The organism is Micromonospora sp. NPDC049559 (assembly GCF_040676675.1).
In the GTDB taxonomy this organism is placed as follows: Bacteria; Actinomycetota; Actinomycetes; order Mycobacteriales; family Micromonosporaceae; genus JBFAPK01.
In genome coordinates this window covers 69,485-87,438 of the sequence record NZ_JBFAPK010000023.1, presented here as the reverse complement: position 1 = coordinate 87,438, position 17,954 = coordinate 69,485, and the positions used below count along the sequence as shown (strand labels likewise).

The 17,954-nt window shown below is 73.1% G+C and carries 18 protein-coding genes; 14 read left to right on the top strand and 4 right to left on the bottom strand.

Going from position 1 to position 17,954, the window contains the following annotated elements:
* Nucleotides 1-206 precede the first annotated feature (206 nt).
* The 4 genes from trpS to AB0J86_RS23580 all read left to right on the top strand — a co-directional run bounded on the left by trpS (nt 207) and on the right by AB0J86_RS23580 (nt 3,256).
* Complete coding sequence (gene trpS, locus AB0J86_RS23595; protein WP_363859759.1) at nt 207-1,232, top strand: tryptophan--tRNA ligase; 1,026 nt, start codon at nt 207-209, stop codon at nt 1,230-1,232.
* 23 nt (nt 1,233-1,255) lie between these two features.
* Nucleotides 1,256-1,831 (top strand): 2'-5' RNA ligase family protein, encoded by a 576-nt coding sequence (locus AB0J86_RS23590; RefSeq protein WP_363859758.1) that lies wholly within the window; start codon nt 1,256-1,258, stop codon nt 1,829-1,831.
* A gap of 114 nt (nt 1,832-1,945) precedes the next feature.
* The gene (locus AB0J86_RS23585) at nt 1,946-2,848 is read left to right on the top strand and encodes a YhjD/YihY/BrkB family envelope integrity protein (RefSeq protein WP_363859757.1); all 903 of its coding nucleotides are present in this window, start codon (nt 1,946-1,948) and stop codon (nt 2,846-2,848) included.
* 42 nt (nt 2,849-2,890) lie between these two features.
* Nucleotides 2,891-3,256: a GntR family transcriptional regulator gene (locus AB0J86_RS23580; RefSeq protein ID WP_363859756.1), complete on the top strand. Its 366-nt coding sequence runs from the start codon at nt 2,891-2,893 to the stop codon at nt 3,254-3,256.
* A gap of 52 nt (nt 3,257-3,308) precedes the next feature.
* On the opposite strand, the gene AB0J86_RS23575 is transcribed toward AB0J86_RS23580, so the two are convergent.
* A complete protein-coding gene (locus AB0J86_RS23575; RefSeq protein ID WP_363859755.1) occupies nt 3,309-3,866 on the bottom strand; it encodes an SDR family oxidoreductase in 558 nt (185 codons plus the stop codon).
* A 111-nt stretch (nt 3,867-3,977) separates the two neighbouring features.
* On the opposite strand from AB0J86_RS23575, the gene AB0J86_RS23570 reads away from it, so the two are divergent.
* Nucleotides 3,978-4,415 (top strand): hypothetical protein, encoded by a 438-nt coding sequence (locus AB0J86_RS23570; RefSeq protein WP_363859754.1) that lies wholly within the window; start codon nt 3,978-3,980, stop codon nt 4,413-4,415.
* 248 nt (nt 4,416-4,663) lie between these two features.
* Here the strand turns inward: AB0J86_RS23570 and AB0J86_RS23565 are convergent, their stop codons facing one another.
* The gene (locus AB0J86_RS23565) at nt 4,664-5,746 is read right to left on the bottom strand and encodes a LacI family DNA-binding transcriptional regulator (protein WP_363859753.1); all 1,083 of its coding nucleotides are present in this window, start codon (nt 5,744-5,746) and stop codon (nt 4,664-4,666) included.
* 130 nt (nt 5,747-5,876) lie between these two features.
* Nucleotides 5,877-6,500 carry a TetR/AcrR family transcriptional regulator gene (locus AB0J86_RS23560; RefSeq protein WP_363859752.1) on the bottom strand — a complete coding sequence of 208 codons (624 nt, stop codon included), beginning with the start codon at nt 6,498-6,500 and terminating at the stop codon, nt 5,877-5,879.
* Nucleotides 6,501-6,603: 103 nt separating this feature from the next.
* Here AB0J86_RS23560 and AB0J86_RS23555 point away from each other — a divergent pair, with 103 nt between their 5' ends.
* From AB0J86_RS23555 to AB0J86_RS23515, 9 genes are all read left to right on the top strand, one after another.
* Complete coding sequence (locus AB0J86_RS23555; RefSeq protein ID WP_363859751.1) at nt 6,604-7,578, top strand: hypothetical protein; 975 nt, start codon at nt 6,604-6,606, stop codon at nt 7,576-7,578.
* A gap of 114 nt (nt 7,579-7,692) precedes the next feature.
* A complete protein-coding gene (locus tag AB0J86_RS23550) occupies nt 7,693-8,034 on the top strand; it encodes a hypothetical protein (RefSeq protein WP_363859750.1) in 342 nt (113 codons plus the stop codon).
* A gap of 332 nt (nt 8,035-8,366) precedes the next feature.
* Nucleotides 8,367-9,434 (top strand): BMP family ABC transporter substrate-binding protein, encoded by a 1,068-nt coding sequence (locus AB0J86_RS23545; protein ID WP_363859799.1) that lies wholly within the window; start codon nt 8,367-8,369, stop codon nt 9,432-9,434.
* A 274-nt stretch (nt 9,435-9,708) separates the two neighbouring features.
* Nucleotides 9,709-11,295 (top strand): ABC transporter ATP-binding protein, encoded by a 1,587-nt coding sequence (locus AB0J86_RS23540; RefSeq protein ID WP_363859798.1) that lies wholly within the window; start codon nt 9,709-9,711, stop codon nt 11,293-11,295.
* Nucleotides 11,288-12,793, top strand: coding sequence for an ABC transporter permease (locus AB0J86_RS23535; protein WP_363859749.1), 1,506 nt, complete (start codon nt 11,288-11,290; stop codon nt 12,791-12,793). The genes AB0J86_RS23540 and AB0J86_RS23535 overlap by 8 nt, the downstream gene beginning before the upstream one ends.
* Before the next feature lie 4 nt (nt 12,794-12,797).
* Nucleotides 12,798-14,078 carry an ABC transporter permease gene (locus tag AB0J86_RS23530; RefSeq protein ID WP_363859748.1) on the top strand — a complete coding sequence of 427 codons (1,281 nt, stop codon included), beginning with the start codon at nt 12,798-12,800 and terminating at the stop codon, nt 14,076-14,078.
* Between the two features lie 24 nt (nt 14,079-14,102).
* On the top strand, nt 14,103-14,816 hold the full coding sequence (locus AB0J86_RS23525) for a cytidine deaminase (protein WP_363859747.1): 714 nt from the start codon (nt 14,103-14,105) through the stop codon (nt 14,814-14,816).
* A gap of 218 nt (nt 14,817-15,034) precedes the next feature.
* Entirely contained in the window at nt 15,035-16,315 is a 1,281-nt protein-coding gene (locus AB0J86_RS23520) for a thymidine phosphorylase (RefSeq protein ID WP_363859746.1), read from the top strand.
* Nucleotides 16,316-16,389: 74 nt separating this feature from the next.
* A complete protein-coding gene (locus AB0J86_RS23515; protein ID WP_363859745.1) occupies nt 16,390-17,070 on the top strand; it encodes a DUF4272 domain-containing protein in 681 nt (226 codons plus the stop codon).
* Nucleotides 17,071-17,093: 23 nt separating this feature from the next.
* Here AB0J86_RS23515 and AB0J86_RS23510 read toward each other — a convergent pair whose 3' ends face one another.
* Complete coding sequence (locus AB0J86_RS23510; protein WP_363859744.1) at nt 17,094-17,951, bottom strand: putative RNA methyltransferase; 858 nt, start codon at nt 17,949-17,951, stop codon at nt 17,094-17,096.
* Between the last annotated feature and the right edge of the window lie 3 nt (nt 17,952-17,954).

The window sequence follows — 17,954 nt, the reverse complement described above, 5'->3', positions numbered from 1 at the left end:
GTCGCGCCGGTCGCCGCCCGCGCCACCGGCGGCCGGCCGCGCGCCGTCGGGGTACCGGCCGCGCCGCCGCGGTACGGGCGACTCGAGCGTACGAGTCACCGCCGGCCGCGCGGGTTCCCCGGGCGGTACCGGAATTCGCGGGCGGCACGCGGATTGGCACGGGGCCGTCCGGGCGTGTGTCGGGGGCGGCTGTCAGAATTGCCGGCATGTCCGACGCTCCTGCCCGGCTCCGGGTGCTCTCCGGCATCCAGCCGACCGGTGACTCCTTCCACCTCGGCAACTATCTCGGCGCGGTACGCCACTGGGTGGCGCTGCAGGAGACCCACGACGCCTTCTACTGCGTGGTCGACCTGCACGCGATCACGGCCGGGCACGACCCGGAGGTGCTGCGCCGGCGCACCCGGGTCTCGGCCGCGCAACTGCTCGCGGTCGGGCTGGACCCGGAGCGCTGCACGCTCTTCGTGCAGTCGCACGTGCCGGAGCACCCGCAGCTGGCCTGGGTGCTGAGCTGCATCACCGGCTTCGGCGAGGCGAGCCGGATGACCCAGTTCAAGGACAAGTCGGCCAAGCAGGGCGCCGACCGGTCCAGCGTCGGGCTCTTCACGTACCCGATCCTGCAGGCGGCGGACATCCTGCTCTACCAGGCCGACGCGGTACCGGTCGGCGAGGACCAGCGCCAGCACCTGGAACTCACCCGCGACCTCGCCGGGCGGTTCAACACGCTCTTCGGGCCGACCTTCACGATGCCCGCGCCGCACATCGTCCGGGACACCGCGAAGATCACCGACCTGCAGGACCCGGCGGCCAAGATGTCCAAGTCCGCCTCGTCGCCGGCCGGCCTGATCGAGCTGCTGGAGGACCCGGCCCGGTCGGCCAAGAAGATCCGGTCCGCGGTGACGGACACCGGGCGGGAGATCCTTTTCGACCCGGAGCACAAGGCGGGCGTCTCCAACCTGCTGACGATCTACTCGGCGCTGACCGGGCGGGGCATCGACGAGCTGGTCGTGGCGTACGCCGGCAAGGGCTACGGGGATCTCAAGAAGGACCTCGCCGAGGTGCTGGTGGAGTTTGTCCGCCCGATCCAGGAGCGGACCCGCACCTACCTCGACGACGCGGCGCAGCTCGACAAGCTGCTCGCGATCGGGGCCGAGAAGGCCCGCGCCGTGGCGGCGCAGACCCTGCGCACCGCCTACGACCGGGTCGGGTTCCTGCCGGCGGGCAGGAATGGCTGACCTCGACCTGTCGGCGGGCAGGAATGGGTAGCACCGAGCGGAGCGTGGTCGGTACCGCGCCGTGGCCGGGCGTGGACGCCCGCACGGCCCAGATCGGCGTCGCCGTCAACATTCCGGAGCCGTGGGGCGAGTACCTCACCCGGTGCCGGGCGGAGGCCGGTGACCCGCAGGCCAAGGACATCCCGGCACACGTGACGCTGCTCGGGCCGACCGAGATCCTGCTGGCCGACCTGCCCGCGGTGGAGGAGCACCTCGCCGAGGTCGCCGCCGAGCACCTGCCGTACACCGTGCACCTGCGCGGCACCGGCACCTTCCGGCCGGTCACCGAGGTCGTCTTCGTGGTGGTGGCGGCCGGGATCAGCGAGTGCGAGCTGCTCGCCGCCGCCATCGGCTCGGCCCCGGAGCTGCGCCGGGAGACCCGCTTCCCGTACCACCCGCACGTCACGGTGGCGCAGGACGTGGCGCCCGAGGCGCTGGACAAGGTGTACGAGGAGCTGGCCGGCTTCTCGGCGCTGTTCGAGGTGGAGGGCTTCACCCTCTTCTCGCACGGCGGGCAGGCCCGCTGGCAGCCGCGCCGCCACTACCGCCTCGGCGGGTAGCGGCCGGCGCCGGGCCGGTGGCCGCCGGACCCGGACCGGGGGAGTGCGGCGCGCCGGAGTGGGCAGCGGCGCCGGTTACGGGCCGGCGTCGCGCGGATCGGCGAGGATGACGGCGTGAACGTCTTCGATCGGATCGAGGCGGCGATCGACCGGCCGGTGTCGGCGCTGCGGCGGCGGTACCGCCGGTTCGACCACCTGTGGCGCGCCCTGATCCGTTACAACGAGGTTCTCGGCGGCCGGCTCGCGGCGGCCATGGCGTACTACGGCTTCTTCGCCGTCTTCGCGCTCGGCCTGGTGGGGTACTGGATCTTCGCCGCGGTGCTCGAACAGAACGACGCGGTCAACCACGCGGTCTCGGGCTTCCTCGAGCAGCACCTGCCGTTCCTGGACCCGGTGGAGATCCAGCAGGGCAGCGGGCGGGTCGGTGCGATCGGTCTGGTGCTGCTGGCGTTCACCGGGATCGGCTGGGTCGAGGCGATCCGTACCTCCCAGCGACTGATCTACGGCTTCGAGCAGCACCCCGGTTACATCGTGATCCGCCAGCTGCTCGACCTCGCGGTGCTCGTCTTCCTCTTCGTGCTCCTCGGCGTCTCGATCGGCGCGGTGGACGCGCTGGAGTCGCTGCTGGCCTGGATGCTCGGGGCCCGCTCGCTCGGCGCGTCGATATCGAGCTGGATCCTGTCGCAGCTGGTGAACATGGTGATCGCCGCCGCGCTGCTGGCCGTGGTGCCCCGGCTGCGGATGAGCGCGCGCCGGCTGCTGGCGCCGGTGCTCGTCGTCTCGCTCGGCATCACCCTGCTCAACTCGGTCGGCCGCTACTACGTGATGCGCTGGGAGCGCAACCCGGCGTACACGGTGGTCGCGGGCGCCGTCGGCGTGCTGCTCTACCTGTACCTGCTCAACCAGCTGCTGCTCTTCGGCGCGGCGCTGGCGGCGACGAGCCGGCACGGCCGGGTGGTCGACCTGGCGGACCGCAACGCCACGCCGCCACCGCCGCCCGGCGGCCCGCCCCGCTGATAACTTGTCGTTCGCGAGCCGTTACCGGGAGGCGCTGCCGAAGTGATCGTTTCCGTGGACCAGGATTCGCCGGTCCCGCCGTACGAGCAGGTGCGCGCGCAGATCGCCGCGATGGTCGGAGACGACCGACTGCCCGTCGGGACCCGGCTGCCCACCGTACGGCAGCTCGCCGCCGACCTGGGCTTGGCGGCGAACACGGTCGCGCGGGCGTACCGGGAACTGGAGGGCGCCGGACTGATTCAGACGCGCGGGCGGCACGGTACCTTCGTCGCCCCGGGCCGCAACGACGCGCTCGACCGGCTCCAGCGGGCGGCCTCCGGGTACGCGGACGAGGCGTACCGGCTCGGCGTCGAGCCCGCCGCCGCGCTGGCGCTGGTCCGCGCGGCGCTGCGGCTCGACGCCGGCTGACCGGGCCGGGCGCCGCCGCTCGTCGCCCGTCCCGGCGCGGCCGGGTCCGGCCCTACGCGGCGGTACCCAACCGCACCCCGCCGGCACACTCGACCACGCTGCCGGTCATGAAGCCGTTCACGGCGGTGAGCAACACCGCCGAGGCCACGTCCTCGGGGCGGCCCACCCGTCCGACCGGCAGCGCATTGGCGTGCTCGGCGAAGAGCGCCTCGCGCTGCTCGGCCGGCAGGCCGTCCCACCAGGGCGTGTCGACGATGCCCGGGGAGACCGCGTTGACCCGCAGCGGGGCGAGTTCGACCGCCAGCGGCCGGACCATGGCCTCCAGCGCGCCGTTGATCGCGGCCAGTCCCGCCGTGCCCGGCAGCGCGGCGCGCGCCGACGCCGCCGTGACGAACGTGACCGAACCGTCCGGGCGCAGCCGGGGCAGGGCCGCGCGCAGGATCCGCAGGTGCGCCCAGAACTTGCCCTCGAAGCCGGTGCGCAGCTGGTCCAGGTCGAGCGAGGCGAAGGCTCCGCCGCCCGCGCCGCCGCTGAGCGCCAGTACCAGTTCGTCGTAGCGGGTCTCCTCGCCGAAGAAGTCGGCCAGCTCGGCCGCTGACGCGGCGTCCACGCGGCGGGGCTGGTACGCCAGGCGGCCCGGCGCGGAGAGGACCCGATCCACGGGTAGGCGAATCGGGGCAAATCATGTCAGCCGCAGCCGCGCGACGGCCATGATGGCTCCGTGGGTGCCCTAGTGACGTTGCAGCTGCCGGACGACTCGCCGGTGCTCGACCTGCCGTGGATCATCACGTTCGGACCCCTGGACGACGAGGACGACTGGGAGCCGGTGGTCTGCGGCCCGTACGAGCGGCTGCATGCCCTGGCCCTGGCCGAGTCCGTGGTCGCCGACGAGGAGCTGATGGCCGTGGTCGAGCCGCTGCTGCCCAGCGCCTCGGCGGACGAGGTGCGCGGCGAGATCCTCGCGGCGAAGACGGCGGCCGAGGACGAGGCGGCCCAGGCCGAGGACGCCGAGGTCTACGGCGACTACGACGAACTCGCCGTGGCCGAGCCGACGGAGACCGTCGAGCAGGAGGCCGAACCACGCCCCGCCCCCACCCCCGACGAACTGCGCGCCGGCTTCACCCGCATCGGCGCCATGCTGGCCCGCCTCGGCCAATAGCGAGCAAGCGGCAGCGGCGCCGGCGTCGTCCTGGAGCCGAGGAACGCGCCGCGAAGCGGTCGCGCCCCGCAGGCGAAGGACGATCGCCTCCCGGGCGCCGCGAAGCGCAGCGAGCGCGGAATTACAGCCCAGCCGCCCGTCGGCGCGGGGCACAACGGACGACCAGGTCGGTCGGGGTTACCCGCTCCGGCGCTGTCGGAACCAGCGGGCGCGGCCGGCCGGGCCGGGGCGAGCCGGAGCCGTTCCGGTCAGGCCGGTACCGCCAGCGAGGCGGAACCGGGTCCGGCCGGCTCGGCGGCGACCGGGGTGGCGTGCCGGGTCGGTGCGATCGCGGTGGAGCCTCGGACGACCAGCTCGGGCCGGAAGACGTACTCGGAGTGGGGCGCCGCGTGCCCGTTGATCTCGTCGACGAGGGCCCGTACCGCCGCCACCGACATGGCGTTCACCGGCTGCCGCACGGTGGTCAGCGGTGGGTCGGTGAAGGCGATCAGCGGGGAGTCGTCGTACCCGACGACGGAGAGCTGGCCCGGTACCGACAGGCCGCGCTGCCGGGCTGCCCGGATCGCTCCCAGCGCCATCAGGTCGGAGCCGCAGACGAGGCCCGTCACGCCGCGGTCGAGTAGCCGTCCGGCGGCCGCCTCGCCGCCCTCCACGCCGAACAGCGACAGCTCGGTCAGCTCCGCCAGCTCGGCCTCGTCGAGTCCGACCAGCCGTTTCATGGCGGTCTTGTAGCCGCTCACCTTGCGCTGTACGGGTACGAAGCGGGCCGGCCCGGTGATCAGCCCGATCCGCCGGTGGCCGAGCGCGACCAGGTGCGCCACGGCGAGTTCGCCGGCCTCGCGATCGTCGCAGGAGACGAAGGGCGCCGGGACTCCCGGGACGTACCCGTTGACGAGGACGATCGGCATCCGGCGGGCGACCAGCGCGCGGTAGCGCTCGTGGTCCGCCGAGGTGTCGGCGTGCAGGCCGGAGACGAAGACGATTCCGCTGACCTGCCGGTCGAGCAGCATCTCGACGTACTCGTCCTCGGTCACCCCGCCGGGGGTCTGGGTGCAGAGCACCGAGGTGAAGCCGGTCTGCGCCAGCGCCGATTCGATGATCTGGGCGAACGCCGGGAAGATCGGGTTTTCCAGCTCGGGTACGACCAGCCCGACGAGACCGGCGCTGCGCTTGCGCAGCCGGGCCGGACGCTCGTACCCGAGTACGTCCAGTGCGGTGAGCACGGCCTGCCGGGTCTCCGGCGCGACGCCGGGGCGGTCGTTGAGCACCCGCGACACGGTCGCCTCGCTGACCTGCGCCTGTCTGGCTATGTCGGACAGTCGTGCGCGCATGGCGGAACCTTAGCCTACGGGCAAGTTTTTGCGCAGTCTTCCGCAAGTGCTGCCATTTTTTGCAACGTCGCGCTAACACCGCGGCAATCTGCGCCGAACCCCGGCACCGGGCCCGGTGCCGGAACGCCGCTCAGTCGTGGCCGCCCGTACCGCCGGCCGACCGGGCGGCGCCCAGCAGCGTGCGTACGCCGGCGAGGTAGCTCTCCGGGTCGGGCGATCCGGTGAGGATGCGTTGCAGGAGGTAACCGGGCATCAGGCCGAACAGGGCCGCGCCGACCGCCTCGTCGTCGGCGTCCGGCGGCAGCTCGCCCGAGCGCCGCGCCTGGCCCGCGAGGGTCACGTAGTAGGCCCGGAAGCCGGTGTACTTCTCGCGGACGAATCCGGCCAGCACGGGGTCGCGCAGGGACTCGGCCCAGACCTGGATGGCGATGCGCAGCAGGCCGTCCGGGCCGGACTGGCGGTCCACGAGCGTCAGCACCCGCGCCAGCGCCTCGGCCAGCGGCAGCGGGGGGTCGTGCCGGGTGATCTCCCGGAGGAGTTCGTCGAGCGCGCCGATCGCCTCTTCGGCGATCGCGGTGACGAGGTCGTTCTTGCTGCGGAAGTAGCGGTAGACGGCGCCCACCGACAGGCCCGCCTCGGCGATGACGTCCTGCATCGAGGTGCTGTGGAAGCCGTTGCGCAGGAAGCACGCGCGGGCCGCGGTCATGATCTGCTGCCGGCGGGCGGCGAGGTGTTCGTCGGAGACGCGTGGCACGCCTCCCAGCATAAAACGAACGTTCGTTCTTGACGCCTGGAACGCCCGGGTGTCATCCTCCTCGCATAAAAGAGAACGAGCGCTCGTTTTTGGAGGAAGGACGATGTCCCACCCCACCCGGCGGCGCCCCTCGCCGCCGCTCCTGGCGGCCCTGCTCGCCGCCGTCGCGGTCGTCGCGCAGGCGCTGCTCATCCCGCTCTTCGCCGCGCCGGCGGCCAACCTCGCCCCCCGGGACCTGCCGATCGTCGTGGCCGGCCCGGCGCCGGGCACCACCGAGTTGGCGAACCGGCTCGCCGCCGCCCAGCCGGGTGCCTTCGAGATCCTCGTCCGGCCGGATGCCGCCGCGGCCGAACGGGCGCTGCACGACCGCGAGGCGTACGCCGCCTTCGTCGTCGGCCCGGCGGGTCCGGTGCTCTACACGGCGCCCGCGGCGAGCCCGACCGTGGCGTCGCTGCTGGTCCAGGGCGCGGCCGAACTCTCCGGCGGGCGGCCGCCGCGCGTGGTGGAGGTGGTGCGCGCCGATCCGGACGATCCGCGCGGCAGCGGCTTCGGGGCCGGGTTCCTGCCGCTGGGGATGACCAGCGTGGCGGTCGCCGTGCTGCTGAGCCTGCTGCTCCCGGGCCGGGTCGCCCGGCTCGCCGGACTGCTCGCGTACGGGGTCCTCGCGGGCCTCGGCGCGGTGGCCGTCTGGCAGGGCTGGCTGGGCGTGCTGCCCGGCGCGTACCTGGCGGACGCGGCGGCGGTCGGGCTCTTCGCGCTCGCCACGGCGGCGACCGTGGCCGGCCTCGGGGCCCTGCTCGGGCGGGCCGGCATCGGCCTCGGCGTGTTGGTCGCCTTCCTGCTCGGCAACGCGCTCGGCGCGGTCAACGCCGCTCCCGAACTGCTCCCGCAGCCCTGGGGGACGGTGGGCCGGTGGCTGCCGATCGGCGCGGGCGCCGACCTGATCCGTTCCACCGCGTTCTTCGACGGGGCCGCGGCGGCGCGGCCGCTGGGCCTGCTCGCCGGGTACGCGATCGTCGGGCTGCTGCTGGTGCTCGTCGGGCGGGCCGCCGTGATCCCCCGGCACACCGCGCGCTGACCGCGCTGCTCGCCCTCGGACGGCGGCGGCCAGGGCTGGCCCGTGGCCCGGGGGTCGAGCGGCCCCCGGGTCCGGGGTGGCCGGGCCGGCGGGCGATTTGGGAGGATGGCCGCCGTGGAAACTCTCCGGCTCGTATTGCTCTTCATTCACCTGATCGGGTTCGCGCTGCTGCTCGGCGGCGGGATCGCGCAGTACCTGACCGGTCAGATCCGGATCAACGGTGCGATGCTCTGGGGCTCGGTCATCCAGCTGCTCAGCGGCCTCGGACTCGCCGCCCCGCTGCGCGACGGTCACGAGCCGGACCCGGCGAAGCTGGCCGTCAAGCTCGTGATCGCGGTGCTGATCCTCGTGATGGTCTTCGTCCCGCGCAAGCGCACCGTCGTCGCCCGTGGGCACTTCCTGGCGATCATCGGGCTGACGCTCGCCAACGCCGCGGTGGCGGTGTTCTGGCGGTAGCACCCGTCACGGCGAGCCCGCCGTGACGCTCCGCAGTCGCTCCGACCGATGTGGCACCCCGCTCACCTGCGGAAAGTCCCCGAACGCGACGTTGCGCCCCTTCGCCCGGTAGTCCCGCCAACCCGTGGAGTGATCTCCCCCACGGGACAGTTACGTGAGGGTAACGAGCGTTCAACAGTCAGGCAGCATTGTCTGCCGGTGGGTGGGCGCGGGCACTACGCTCCCGTCCGTAACGTGGGACGCCGGCGGGCAGCCGCAGGCCGGCTTAAGGCTGCCACCGCAGACAGCGCGGTGCGCAATCGGAAGGAGACGTCTTGCGCTCTGTGCGTGGGATGCGGATTGTCTCGGTACTCGCGGTGGGCGGGCTCGCGCTGGGCGCGGCCGCCGCGTGTGGTGAGGCGCCCAAGGATGGCAACTCCGGCGGCGACGCCGCGAAGAAATTCAGCGCCTGCATGGTCACCGACGTCGGCGGTATCGACGACAAGTCCTTCAACACCTCGGCGTGGAAGGGTCTGCAGGAGGCCAAGGCCGAGAACAGCAACATCGAGATCAAGAACACGCCCTCGAAGTCCGAGGCGGACTACGAGCCGAACCTGACGCAGTACGTCAACCAGAAGTGCGACTTCATCCTGGCCGTCGGTGGCCTGATGGGTGAGGCCACCTCCAAGGTCGCCCAGGCGCACCCGAACCAGCAGTTCGGCATCGTCGACTCGAAGCGTCCCGAGAGCAACATCTTCCCGATGCAGTTCGACACCGCGCAGGCGGCGTTCCAGGCCGGGTACCTCGCGGCGGGCATGACCAAGACCGGCAAGGTCGGCACCTACGGCGGCATGAAGATCCCGCCGGTGACGATCTTCATGGACGGCTTCGTCGACGGCGTGGCCCAGTTCAACAAGGTCAAGGGCAAGAACGTCCAGGTGCTCGGCTGGGACAAGGCCACGCAGAACGGCTCGTTCACCAACGACTTCGTCAAGCAGGACGAGGGCAAGAAGGTCAGCGACACGCTGGTCGCCCAGGGCGCCGACATCGTGATGCCGGTCGCCGGCGCCGCCGGCCAGGGCACCACCGCCGCGGCCCAGGCCTCCAACGGCAAGTTCTCGGCCATCTGGGTCGACGTCGACGGCTGCGAGAGCACGCCGAACTGCCCGGCCCTGCTGACGACCGTGGTGAAGAACATCCCGGACGCGGTCAAGGACGCCGTGCTCAAGGCCGCCAAGGGCGAGAAGCTGGCGCACGACCCCGGCTTCCTCGGCACCCTGGCCAACAACGGCGTCGAGCTGGCCCCGTACCACGATTTCGACAGCAAGGTGCCGGCGGAGCTGAAGGCGGAGGTCGAGAAGCTGAAGACGGACATCGTCTCCGGCGCGATCACCGTCACCTCGCAGAGCCAGCCCAAGTGAGGCGGCGCCGGCCGCGCCGACCGGATCTCCGGTCGGCGCGGCCGGCCACGCCGGGCGACGCGGCGGTCGCGCGCGACCACCGCCGGTAGGACCGGTAACGACCCCGGCCGCCCCGCGGCCCGCACCGGAGCGGCAGCTCCGCCGGGTGGGGCGGCCGGCAGCGTCCGCGCGACGGACCTGGCACAACGCGTACGAGGCCGAGAAGCGGCCGGTCCGCGCGGACCGGTACGGCAGCGGCTAGGCTGCACCATCGCCCGACTCCCAGGAGGTCACGCTGAGACTCGAACTGCGCGGCATCACCAAGCGGTTCGGTGATCTGGTCGCCAACGACCAGATCGACCTGACGGTGGAGCCGGGAGAGATTCACGCGCTGCTCGGTGAGAACGGCGCGGGCAAGTCCACGCTGATGAACGTCCTGTACGGGCTGCTCCAGCCGGACGAGGGCGAGATCCTGATCAACGGCGAGCCGGTCCAGATCAAGGGACCGGGGGACGCCATCGCCGCCGGCATCGGCATGGTGCACCAGCACTTCATGCTGGTACCCGTCTTCACGGTCGCCGAGAACGTGATGCTCGGCGCCGAACAGGTGCGCGGCGGCATCACCGGCTTCCTGGACCGGCGGCGGGCCCGCCGGGAGGTGGCCGAGGTCTCCGAGCGGTACAACCTGCGGGTCGACCCGGACGCGCTGGTCGAGGACCTGCCCGTCGGCATCCAGCAGCGGGTGGAGATCGTCAAGGCGCTCACCCGCGAGGTCGACCTGCTGATCCTGGACGAGCCGACGGCGGTGCTGACCCCGCAGGAGACCGAGGAACTCCTGGCGGTCATGCGGTCGCTCAAGGCCGCCGGCAAGTCGATCGTCTTCATCACCCACAAGCTCAAAGAGGTCAAGGCCATCGCCGACCGGATCACGGTCATCCGGCGCGGGCGGACCGTCGGTACGGCCAGCCCGGAGGCGACCGAGGACGAGCTGGCCGCCGCGATGGTCGGCCGCTCGGTGAGCCTGGAGGTGACCAAGGCGGCGGCCCGGCCGGGCGAGCCGGTGCTCCAGGTCGAGGGCCTGATCGTCGACGACGAGCGGGGGCACCGGGCGGTCGACGGCGTGGAGCTGACCGTACGGGCCGGCGAGGTGCTCGGCATCGCCGGCGTGCAGGGCAACGGGCAGACCGAGCTGGTCGAGGCGATCATGGGTCTGCGACCGGTGCTGAGCGGCTCCGTCATGCTGGCCGGCGACCGGATCGACGGGTGGTCCACCAAGCGGGTGCTCCGGGCCGGCGTCGGCTACGTGCCGGAGGACCGCAGCGTCGACGGCCTGGTCATGGAGTTCTCCGTCGCGGAGAACCTGGTGCTGGACCTCTACGACCGCCCGCCGTTCGGCTCGGGCCTGGCGCTGCGACCGGACGCCATCGCGTCCTCCGCCCGGGAGCGGATCGAGCAGTTCGACGTGCGTACCCCCTCGGCCGACGCCGCCGTGGGCACCCTCTCCGGCGGCAACCAGCAGAAGGTCATCGTGGCGCGGGAGCTGTCCCGGCCGCTGAAGCTCTTCGTGGCCTCGCAGCCGACCCGGGGCGTCGACGTCGGCTCGATCGAGTTCATCCACGGCCGGATCATCCGGGAGCGGGACATCGGCACCGCCGTGCTCGTGGTCTCCAGCGAGCTGGACGAGGTGATCGGCCTGGCCGACCGGATCGCGGTGATGTACCGCGGGCGGATCCTCGGCATCGTCGGACCGGAGACCCCGCGCGAGGAGATCGGTCTCCTGATGGCCGGTGTCACCCCCGAGCCGGCCGCCGCCGACAACGCCGGAGCCGGCAAGGCCGGTGGCCCGGACAGCCCTGGCAGCGACGAGGAAGAACATGAGTGACGTGAACCCCGCCAGCGGCTCCGGGGCGCCGGAGCGGGAACCGGCCGGCGCCGCGTCGCCGGACCAGGCCGCCGCGCCGGAGCAGGCTCCCTCGCCGGAGCAGGCCGCGTCTTCGGCCGACGCCGCGTCGCCGGACAAGGACGTGGCGACCGAGTCGCGCCGGGCCGAGTCCGCCGCGTCCGACGGCGACCCGAGCGCCGGCAACGCCGGCCCCGCCGCCACGGACGCCGGCCGGTCGGGCCGTGCCGCCACCGGCACCGGCGCGCCGGAGGGGCGCGGGCCGGGGCTCGGCCAGCTCTTCCTGCAGAACCTCTGGTCGGCGAACACCGTCACGGTCACCGTGCTCGCCCTGGTGCTGGCGATCGTGATCGGCGCCGTACTGATCATCATCTCGGACCCGGACGTGCTCGCCACATACGGATACTTCACCGCCCGCCCCGCCGACGCGATCAATTCGAGCTGGTCGGTGGTGAGCGAGGCGTACGCGAACCTCTTCAAGGGCGCGGTGGTCGACCCGGCCGCCGTCTCCGGCTGGGCCGACGGCAGCAACGGCTGGCAGCTGGTCTTCGCGCCGATCTCCGAGACGCTCACCTACACCGCGCCGCTGGTCTTCACCGGCCTGGCGGTGTCGCTGGCCTTCCGGGGTGGCCTGTTCAACATCGGCGCGCAGGGACAGGCCACGCTCGGCGTGATCCTCGCCGCGCTGGCGGGCTTCCTGCTGCCGCTGCCGCCGGTACTGCACCTGATCGTGGCGCTGCTGGCCGGCGCGATCGGCGGCGCGATCTGGGGCTTCATCCCCGGCATCCTGAAGGCGCGGCGGGGCGCCCACGAGGTGATCAATACGATCATGCTCAACTACGTCTCGCTGTACTTCCTCTCCTGGATCATCAACCAGCGCGGCGTGCACGAGCCGACCCGTACCGACGCGATCAGCAAGTCGGTCGAATCGTCGGCGCAGCTGCCCCGGCTGCTCGGCGGGGACCTGCGGGTGCACGCCGGCATCCTGCTGGCGGTGCTGGCCACCTGGGGCGTCGCCTGGCTGCTCAACCGCTCCACGTTCGGCTTCGAGCTCCGCGCGGTCGGCGCCAACCCGGACGCGGCCCGCACCGCGGGCATCAGCGTCACGAAGACGTACGTCCTGCTGATGGTGCTCTCCGGGGCGCTGGCCGGGCTGGGCGGCAGCAACATGGTGCTCGGCACCACAGCCAGCGCGCTCACCCCGGCGGTGGCCGCGCAGATCGGCTTCGACGGCATCCTGGTCTCGCTGCTCGGGCGGAACAAGCCCTGGGGCGTAGCGCTCGCGGCCCTGCTCTTCGGCGCGCTCCAGGCCGGCGGCAACCGGATGCAGTCGTACGCCGGCATCTCGCTGGAGCTGGCGACCGTGTTGCAGGCGCTGATCGTCATCTTCATCGCCGCGCCGGCGCTGGTAAAGGCGATCTTCGGGCTCCGCGCGGCGCGGGCGGCCAGGTTGCAGACGAGCGTGGCGAAGGGCTGGTAGGGACGTGTCCACGATGGCGGTCGACGATGTCGCGCTCGCACCCGTGAGCGTGGGGTTCTGGACCCGCAACCGCAAGATCGGTGCCGGGCTGCTGCTGGTCGGCGCGCTCGCCGCGGCCGTCTTCGGCCCGCTCGCCACCGGCCAGGAGGCGCGCTTCACCCTCAGCGAGGACGCCGGCGGCGCGGCCCTGGAGATCCAGGGGACGCTCGGGGCGATCCTCTTCGGGTTGATCGCCGCGGCGGCCGGCGCGGCGCTGCTGGTCGGCCTGCCCCGGCGCTGGTTCGGTCCGCTGCTCGGGGTCGGCGTGGTCGCGTTCGTCCTCTCCTTCCTCTGCTGGCAGGTCTCGGCCGCGCCGGCCGGGCAGAACTTCATGCCCCTGGTCAACATGCTGCGGGGCACGTTCCTGCTCGCCCTGCCGTTGATCTTCGGGGCGCTCGCCGGGGTGCTCTGCGAACGCTCCGGCGTGGTCAACGTGGCGATCGAGGGTCAGCTGCTGACCGGCGCCTTCGCCGGCGCGCTCTTCGGCACGATCACCGGCAACGTCTGGATCGGCCTGGTCGCCGCGGCGCTCGGCGGCGCCTTCATCTCGCTGCTGCTCGCCGTGTTCGCCATCCGCTACCTGGTGGACCAGGTGGTCATCGGCATCGTGCTGAACCTCTTCGCGGTCGGGCTGACCGGCTTCCTGTACGAGCGGCTGATGCAGTCGGACGCGCAGGCGTACAACCAGCCGCCGCACTTCGGCACCTGGTCCATCCCGCTGCTGTCGGAGATCCCGGTGCTCGGGCCGGCGCTGTTCCGGTCCAACATCTTCCTCTACCTCGCGCTGGTGCTGGTGCTGGTCGTGCACGTCGCGCTCTTCCGGACCCGGTGGGGGCTGCGGACCCGGTCGGTGGGAGAGCACCCGACGGCCGCCGACACCCTCGGCGTACGGGTGCTGCGCCTGCGGTACCGCAACGTGCTGCTCGCCGGGCTGGTGGCCGGGATCGGCGGCGCCTCGTACACGCTGGCGTCGTTCACCTTCAGCAAGAACATGATCGGCGGTAAGGGCTTCATCGCCCTGGCGGCGCTGATCTTCGGGCGGTGGAGCCCCACCGGTGCCCTGCTCGCCGCGCTCTTCTTCGGCTTCGCCGACCAGCTCGGCACGTACCTGGGCGCGGTCAACAGCGTGATCCCCAGCGAGTTCCTGGCGATGCTGCCGTACCTGGCGACGATCCTGGCGGTGGCCGGACTGGTCGGCAGGGTCCGGGCTCCCGCCGCCGACGGCAAGCCCTACGTGAAGGGCTGACCAGCGGCGGTGCAGGATGGAACGGTGACACCAGAGGTCGACTGGGCGCGGCTGCGGGCCGCCGCCACCGAGGTGATGCGGCACGCGTACGTGCCGTACTCGAAGTTTCCCGTCGGCGCGGCGGCGCTGGTCGACGACGGCCGGGTCGTGGTCGGCTGCAACGTCGAGAACGCGGCCTACGGCGTGGTGCTCTGCGCCGAGTGCGGCGTCGTCTCGGCGCTGCACGCCACCGGCGGCGGCCGGATCGTCGCGCTCTCCTGCGTCGACGCGACCGGGCAACCGCTGATGCCGTGCGGGCGCTGCCGGCAGCTGCTCTGGGAGAACGGCGGCCCCGAGTGCCTGATCGAGGCGCGGCAGGGCCCGCTGCGCATGAGCGAGCTGCTGCCGCACGCCTTCGGCGTGGAGGACCTGGACGCGATCGTCTCCGGGCCGGCGGTGCCGGCCGTACCGGAGCGGCTCGCCGCCCTGCGCGGGCGCGGCACGGTCTTCGTGCACGCCGACGTCTCCGGCGGCCAGCAGGTCTGGACCGCCTACTGGGAGCGGTCCACCGGCGGCGACGACCAGCCGGCCGGGGTGCTGGAGGAGGCGCCGAGCTGGGCCGAGGCCGACGAGGCGATCGCCTGGGGGCACGCCCGCACGCCGCGCGTGGTGGTCGTGGACGCCGAGGGCGCCATGTTCTGGGCGGGCGAGAGCGACCCGCCCGGCGAGATCCCCACCCGCTGGCCGGGTACGGAGTAACGCCCGCCCGTACAGCCGCCCGCCGATCTAGGGCAAATCCTCGTTAGTGGATCTCCATTCATCGAGATTTGCCCTAGATCGGCGGGGAGAGCGGGTTCGGCGGGGAGAGCGGGTTCGGCGGGGAGAGCGGGTTCGGCGGGGAGAGCGGGTTCGGCGGGGAGAGCGGGTTCGGCGGGGAGTACGGGGAGTACCGGGAGTACGGAGAGGGAAGGTACGGGATGGGCGGGTTCGCCGCGGTCGACGTGATCCGGACGAAGCGCGATGGAGGGGTGCTCTCCGACGCGCAGATCGACTGGGTGGTCGACGCGTACACCCGGGGCGAGGTCGCCGACGAGCAGATGTCGGCGCTGGCCATGGCGATCCTGCTGCGGGGCATGACCCCGGCGGAGATCGCCCGGTGGACCGCCGCGATGATCGACAGCGGGAAGCGGCTGGACCTGTCGGCCGTACCGCGCCCGACCGCGGACAAGCACTCGACCGGCGGCGTCGGTGACAAGATCACGCTGCCGCTCACCCCGCTCGTGGCGGCCTGCGGCGCCGCCGTACCGCAGCTCTCCGGTCGCGGCCTCGGGCACACCGGCGGCACCCTGGACAAGCTCGAATCGATCCCCGGCTGGCGGGCGGCGCTGGACAACGAGCGGTTCCTCGCCCAGCTCGCCGAGGTCGGCGCGGTCATCTGCGCGGCCGGCGACGACCTGGCCCCGGCCGACCGCAAGCTCTACGCGCTGCGGGACGTGACCGGCACGGTCGAGGCGATCCCGCTGATCGCCAGCTCGATCATGAGCAAGAAGATCGCCGAGGGGACCGGGGCGCTGGTGCTGGACGTCAAGGTCGGCTCCGGCGCCTTCATGAAGTCCCTGGAGACCGCCCGCGAGCTGGCCCGCACCATGGTCGAGCTGGGCACCGCGCACGACGTGCGTACGGTCGCGCTGCTCACCGACATGTCCACCCCGCTGGGGCGTACCGTCGGCAACGCGGTCGAGGTCGCCGAGTCGGTGCAGGTGCTGTCCGGCGGCGGGCCGGCGGACGTGGTCGAGCTGACCCTCACCCTCGCCCGCGAGATGCTCGACGCCGCCGGGCTGCCCGACGCGGACCCGGAACGGGCCCTGCGCGACGGCCGGGCGATGGACGTCTGGCGCAGCATGATCCGGGCCCAGGGCGGCGACCCGGAGGCGCCGCTGCCGGTGGCGAAGGAGACCGAGATCGTCCGCGCCGACCGGGACGGCTTCGTGGCGGGACTGGACGCGTACGCGATCGGGATCGCCGCATGGCGTCTCGGCGCGGGCCGCGCCCGCAAGGAGGACCCGGTCAGCGCCGCCGCCGGGGTGGTCCTGCACCGTAGGCCGGGCGACCCGGTCCGGGCCGGCGACCCGCTCTACGAGCTGCGCGCCGACGACGCGGAACGGATTCCGGCCGCCCGCGCGGCCGCCGAGGCCGGGGTGAGCATCTCCGCCACCCCGCCGGCGGCGACACCATTGGTCATCGAGCGGATAGCCTGACCGCGGCGCCGCGCACGCGCTGGTGGGGCACGTGCGATGGACGCGCCGAGAGACGAAGTAGGGAAACGAACGCCGTGTCCGTACCCGTCCCCGACCCCCGGGCCATCCGCGAGTCCAACCTCGACGAGCTGGAGCGGCTGCGGCTGCCGCTGCCGCCGGAGGAGTTCCCGCTGGTGTGGGAGCCCGGCGACGAGGTGGAGCTGCGCCCGACCGCCGAGATCGAGGCGCGTACCGCCGTGCTGCACCTGGTGCTGGCGCGCTGCTTCGGCATGCCGCCCGAGGCGGGGATGAGCTGGCTGCTCGGCTCGCACCTGATGGAGAAGGTGACCCCGCCGGAGTGGCAGTTCGTGGTCGGGGGCCGGGGCGACCACCGCTCGTTCGTCCTGCACCACGACGCGGTATTCGCGCTCGCCTGGGTGCTCGGGCTGACCCGGCACCTGGACCCGACCGCCCCGACCGACCAGGACCTGATGGAGCGCCTGCCGAACATCGCCCAGGGTGAGACCTTCGCCGAGTGGCGGTCGCGCACCCTGGCCGCGCCGCGCCCGGCCGTCGAGACCGCGGCGGTGCTGGACCTCTACTACTGCCTCGACTGGGCGTACCTGGAGGCGGAGCGCACCGGCGCGCCGCTGCCGGGCCTGATCGACGCGAACGCGATCGGGCAGCGGCGCTGGGCGCTGGAGTGGGCGGTCGTCTTCCGCGGGCCGTTCCACGACGAGCCGGCCGGCTGGGAAGAGGTCGACCTCTCCACCTGACCGGGCGGGCGCCCCGGGAGGGCTCAGCGCGGACGGTAGACGGCGAGCCGCACCGACGCGGTGACCGCGACCGGCTCGGGCAGCGCGGCGATCCGGGCCGCGAGCCGGTCGGCGTCCGCGTGCCAGGCGCTCGGGCCCATCCCCACCAGGGTGCGCACCTGCGGGCGGGGCAGTTCGAGCGTACGGCGGTGCGGCGCCTCCTCGACGAGCGTGAAGTGCGCGGCCAGGCTCCCCGCCACCCGTTCCGTCTTGTCCGGGTCGACCCGGAGCAGCCCGAGCGGGTCGATCAGCTCGGTGAGGTGCTCCGGGCCGGGCGTCACCACCAGCAGCGCGCCGTCGCGGCGCAGGATCCGGTGGAACTCCGCGCCGTTGCGCGGCGCGAAGACGTTCAGCAGCAGCGCGGCCGACGCGTCGGCCAGCGGGAGCGGGCGCCACGCGTCGGCCAGCGCCGCGTCGGCCCGCGGGTGCGCCCGGGCGGCCCGGCGCAGCGCCGGCTTGGAGACGTCCAGCGCCAGTCCGCTCGCGCCGGGCAGGGCGTCGAGCACCGCGGCGAGGTACCGGCCGGTGCCGGCGCCGACGTCCACCACCACCGGATCCGGGTACGCCCCGGGCGGCGCGTACCGCGCGGCCGAGCCGGCCAGCGCCGCCGAGATCACGTCGTAGTGGCCCGCGCCGAGGAACTCCTCGCGGGCGGCGACCATCTCGGCGCTGTCGCCCGGGTGCGGGGCCCGCCCGGCGAGCAGGTTCACGTACCCCTGCCGGGCGATGTCGAAGCTGTGTCCGCGCGGGCAGCGCAGCGTCCGCGCGGTGCCGGCCGCGCCGGGGGCCAGCGGCTCGCGGCAGAGCGGGCAGCGGAGCTGGCGCAGCGTCTCGGTCCTCATGTC

Excerpts from the sequence above, each read along its gene's own strand:
- AB0J86_RS23555 (WP_363859751.1), top strand. The coding sequence starts at position 6,604 with ATGTCCCACCCCACCCGGCGGCGCCCCTCGCCGCCGCTCCTGGCGGCC.
- AB0J86_RS23510 (WP_363859744.1), bottom strand. The coding sequence starts at position 17,951 with ATGAGGACCGAGACGCTGCGCCAGCTCCGCTGCCCGCTCTGCCGCGAG.
- AB0J86_RS23565 (WP_363859753.1), bottom strand. The coding sequence starts at position 5,746 with ATGCGCGCACGACTGTCCGACATAGCCAGACAGGCGCAGGTCAGCGAG.
- AB0J86_RS23520 (WP_363859746.1), top strand. The coding sequence starts at position 15,035 with ATGGGCGGGTTCGCCGCGGTCGACGTGATCCGGACGAAGCGCGATGGA.
- trpS (WP_363859759.1), top strand. The coding sequence starts at position 207 with ATGTCCGACGCTCCTGCCCGGCTCCGGGTGCTCTCCGGCATCCAGCCG.
- AB0J86_RS23590 (WP_363859758.1), top strand. The coding sequence starts at position 1,256 with ATGGGTAGCACCGAGCGGAGCGTGGTCGGTACCGCGCCGTGGCCGGGC.
- AB0J86_RS23545 (WP_363859799.1), top strand. The coding sequence starts at position 8,367 with ATGCGGATTGTCTCGGTACTCGCGGTGGGCGGGCTCGCGCTGGGCGCG.
- AB0J86_RS23535 (WP_363859749.1), top strand. The coding sequence starts at position 11,288 with ATGAGTGACGTGAACCCCGCCAGCGGCTCCGGGGCGCCGGAGCGGGAA.